This window comes from Infirmifilum sp. (assembly GCF_049970975.1).
GTDB classification, from domain to species: domain Archaea; phylum Thermoproteota; class Thermoprotei; order Thermofilales; family Thermofilaceae; genus Thermofilum; species Thermofilum uzonense.
Map to the genome: position 1 here is coordinate 1 of NZ_JBMFLX010000145.1, position 3,024 is coordinate 3,024.

3 protein-coding genes are annotated in these 3,024 nt (G+C 43.9%); 1 reads left to right on the forward strand and 2 read right to left on the reverse strand.

Going from position 1 to position 3,024, the window contains the following annotated elements; genetic code table 11:
- Positions 1-1,238 (reverse strand): NADH-quinone oxidoreductase subunit C (locus ACP5KC_RS09705; RefSeq protein WP_424738458.1); only part of this gene is annotated, 1,238 nt, incomplete at its 3' end.
- A complete protein-coding gene (locus ACP5KC_RS09710; protein ID WP_424740178.1) occupies positions 1,213-1,650 on the reverse strand; it encodes an NADH-quinone oxidoreductase subunit B family protein in 438 nt (145 codons plus the stop codon). The genes ACP5KC_RS09710 and ACP5KC_RS09705, both read right to left, overlap by 26 nt.
- Positions 1,651-1,937: 287 nt before the next feature.
- Here ACP5KC_RS09710 and ACP5KC_RS09715 point away from each other — a divergent pair, with 287 nt between their 5' ends.
- The gene (locus ACP5KC_RS09715) at positions 1,938-2,954 is read left to right on the forward strand and encodes a PhoU domain-containing protein (RefSeq protein WP_424738463.1); all 1,017 of its coding nucleotides are present in this window, start codon (positions 1,938-1,940) and stop codon (positions 2,952-2,954) included.
- The last annotated feature ends 70 nt before the right edge of the window (positions 2,955-3,024 follow it).

Consider the following 3,024-nt stretch of genomic DNA (forward strand, 5'->3'; position numbering starts at 1 on the left):
AGTTCTTTAAGACGACATAATACCAGACTATAGACATCGCCTCTATCTGAGGTTATAGTCTCAAATTCCAGGTCTCCATAGGCTCCATATGGTTCTATTTTTCGAATATCGTAGGGGTCGCCCGCGGCTCGCCTCACGGGACCAACGGTCACATATTTGCGCGCCTGGTCTAGTGTGTATACGCCAATGTTTCGTGTTCTCTCTACGAAGAGATCGCTAGACATAGCGGTTTCGATAACATTTTCTATTTGCTTTGAAAACTCGCCGACTTTAAGGGACATCTTCTTCAGTTTTGCGTCATCTATGTCTTTACGAACCCCTCCTATGGTTACAAACGACTTGTGTACTCTGTTACCGGTAGCCTCTTCTAGCAAATCTAGAATAGTCTCACGTAGGCTCCACACCCACATAAACATGGTCTCAAACCCCATCCAGTAGCCTACAAGCCCAAGCCACAACGAGTGTGAGTGTATCCTTTCCAACTCGGCTATCAGTGTTCGAAGATAGAGAGCCCGCTTAGGTATATCTATGCTGAGTAGTTTTTCGACCGCCTCTACAAAGGTCCATGCATGATGTGTGCTGCAAATCCCACAAACCCTTTCTAAAAGGAATATGTCGCGGAGATACGTTCTTCCCTCAGCTGCTTTCTCTATCCCCCTGTGTACGAAGCCTATCCTCAGGTAAGCTTTCCGTATAGTCTCACCCTCTACAATTAAGCTGAAACGCTCCGGCTCCTTTAACGCAGGGTGATATGGACCCAGCGGGAGAACCACGTTCTCAGGGGATAAAGGTGCCAAGGGTGTAAATTGTACTGGGCCGCAACTTTGTGTTTTCGCGATTTTTTCTTTGATTGATTCACTTTTCACCTCCTTAAGGAGAGGGGGTGGAGCGTCCTGTGGGTAACAGTCTGGTAGTATGAATCGTTGCTGGCTGGTATTATGCAACCCTTCTACTTTAAGGCCGAAGAGTTCTTCAGACTCTCTCTCATAATATGCTGCTCCAGGGACTATTGATGTGAGAGTTGGAACAACGGGTGCTTGTTTTGATACTTCTACTGATAAATGAACGATTGACCCATTAAGGCTTGAGAAATGATATATCACCTCTATTTTATCTCCTCTATCGACGGCTGTAATAGCTACTAGGTGGGTGAAGCCGGAGCTTGTTAGTTTTTCCACCTCCTTTAGTAAATCGTCTAGGCTAACCCTATTCTTACTCTGGACTCGTGTTCCCCCCATGATTAGACACCCCCACGACCTTAGATAGTGCTTTTAAAAGCGCGCGTGGACTGGCAGGACACCCCGGGATCTTGACGTCCACGGGGACTACCTCACCTGCTCCTCCCAGAACATTATAACAGTCGGCAAAGACGCCTCCAGAACAAGCACATGTACCTAGGGCTACAACATATTTGGGATAAGGAATTTGATCATATATAGAGCGTAAAGCCGGCACGACTTGAGATGTAACGGGGCCAGTAACAACAAGTACGTCAGCGTGGCGGGGGCTAGGAACTAGTTGTACCCCAAGACGCTCGGGATCGTATCTAGAGGTGAGAAATGCCACAAGCTCTATATCGCATCCATTGCACCCACCTGAGTTGAAATGATAAAGCCAGAGGCTTTTCCTCTGCAGGAGCGATAGCTTCACCATTATATACCCTATTATACTTATCAAAATTTTTACATATAAAGAGAATTTAATAACTCCAGTTAATATTTTTTAAAGTATAGGAGAATAATTATTGTCATTGGACAAAATAAATAATAATTTTTTAAAATAATAGGAGAGATACTCTTATTAACTATTAGATCTAATTCTCTCATAAAAATAAATACTCAGATCGTACTAGTAGATCCTTATAGGCTGATTCTAAAAGACAAATAGTCTACAAAAAACTATATAATTGACTTTCACGAGAATATCTAGGGTAGAACATGTCGGCTCAAAGAGTTGTCAGGCGTGTACAAGTAACTGGGGGATCCACGTTCATAATCTCCATACCCAAGGAGTGGGCTTCAAGCGTTGGCATAGACAGAGGCAGTATGGTTACACTCTCGCTGGAGCACGATGGGAGCATACGGGTCATACCCAGTGGGAAGAAGCTACAGTCTACGAATGTAGCCGAGATATTTGTGAAAAAGGAGATCTCTGAAGGAGCTGTTTTAAGGGAAATAATGTCAAAGTACCTTGTAGGCTATAAAACGATTCATGTGAGATTCCAGCAAGACAATCCCATCTTAAGGGGAAAGCTCAAGGAGATAGCGGTAAAGAAGCTTATAGGGGCCGAGGTCTTGCACGAAGACTCACGAGAAATGACAATACAGGTTCTCGTTAATGTGGGGGACTTTCCCCTCATAAACATCATTCAAAAAATGGGGGATACTGATAAGAGCATGTTGCTAGATGCTATCGAGCTCTTCAGGAAGGGGCTTAAGGATAAAACTTATATTGGAGAGCTTGCAATGCGCGATGACATAGTGGATAAACTCTACCTTTATGGGCTCCGTCAACTAAACACCGCGTTGAAGGGCTACGTGAGTCTGGAGGAGATCGGTCTCTCAAGAAGCGAGGAGATCCTGTCTTACGGTATGGTTCTGAAGAATATGGAGAGGATAGGCGATCACGCCGCAACTATAGCGACCCATCTGCAAGAGATTCCCATTGACTTTAAGGGTGTAAAGGACATATTTGACTTTGGTGAAGCTGTAACCGAATTTTTCATGCAGAGTGTAAAGACTTTCCTTGACCGAAACAAGAAACAGGCAAACGATCTCCTAGACGCTAAGATTGAAGAGATAAAGGAAATGGAGAGGAAGCTCTCAAACATTTATACAGTTGAGGACGCTAGGGTTCTCACGACGATAAGAACTATTGTTGGAAGCTATAGACGGGTAGCCGACTACTCCACGGATATACTTGAAGCAACCATAGACCTTCACGACATTAGATAGAGGGAAACCAGGAAAAATTCAAAACAAATTGGATGGGAAAAACATAGAGATAATTTCATAACCAAAAAGC